The organism is Thermococcus sp. MAR1 (assembly GCF_012027305.1).
Lineage (GTDB): Archaea > Methanobacteriota_B > Thermococci > Thermococcales > Thermococcaceae > Thermococcus.
This window is the reverse complement of the sequence record NZ_SNUF01000035.1, coordinates 1-398: the sequence shown is the minus strand read 5'-3', so window position 1 is coordinate 398 and position 398 is coordinate 1. Positions and strand designations below refer to the sequence as shown.

The following is a 398-nucleotide window of genomic DNA, read 5'->3' as shown; positions in this document are numbered from 1 at the left end:
TCAGCCAATATTTTAAAAGATACCATACAACTGAATACCCGGAAGTTAGGAGCAGCACATTACGAGCTACACATTACTGCTGAAAACTTTACACAACTTGCCAATACCGATGTGGCATTGCTTGATAAATTCAGTAATACAACAACCAAAATAGATATAACTCAGAACAACAAAATTGCATTTGATATAAGCAATGAAGCATCAAAAGCAGCAGACAGATTTGCTTTAATACTTACCAATAATAAACTATCAGTTATTGATAATACAACGCCTGATAAGTTTACTGTAACAGCAACAGCAAGTAAGAATACAATATCAGTAAACTACGCTGCACCCAAAGCAGGGCAAACAACCATAAGATTAATTAATACCAACGGCATTGTATTACAAACAAAAAA

1 protein-coding gene is annotated in these 398 nt (G+C 33.9%); it reads left to right on the top strand.

Annotated features, from left to right (window positions below; genetic code table 11):
• Nucleotides 1-398: hypothetical protein (locus E3E25_RS11425; RefSeq protein ID WP_167893422.1), on the top strand; the 398-nt coding region annotated here is incomplete at both ends.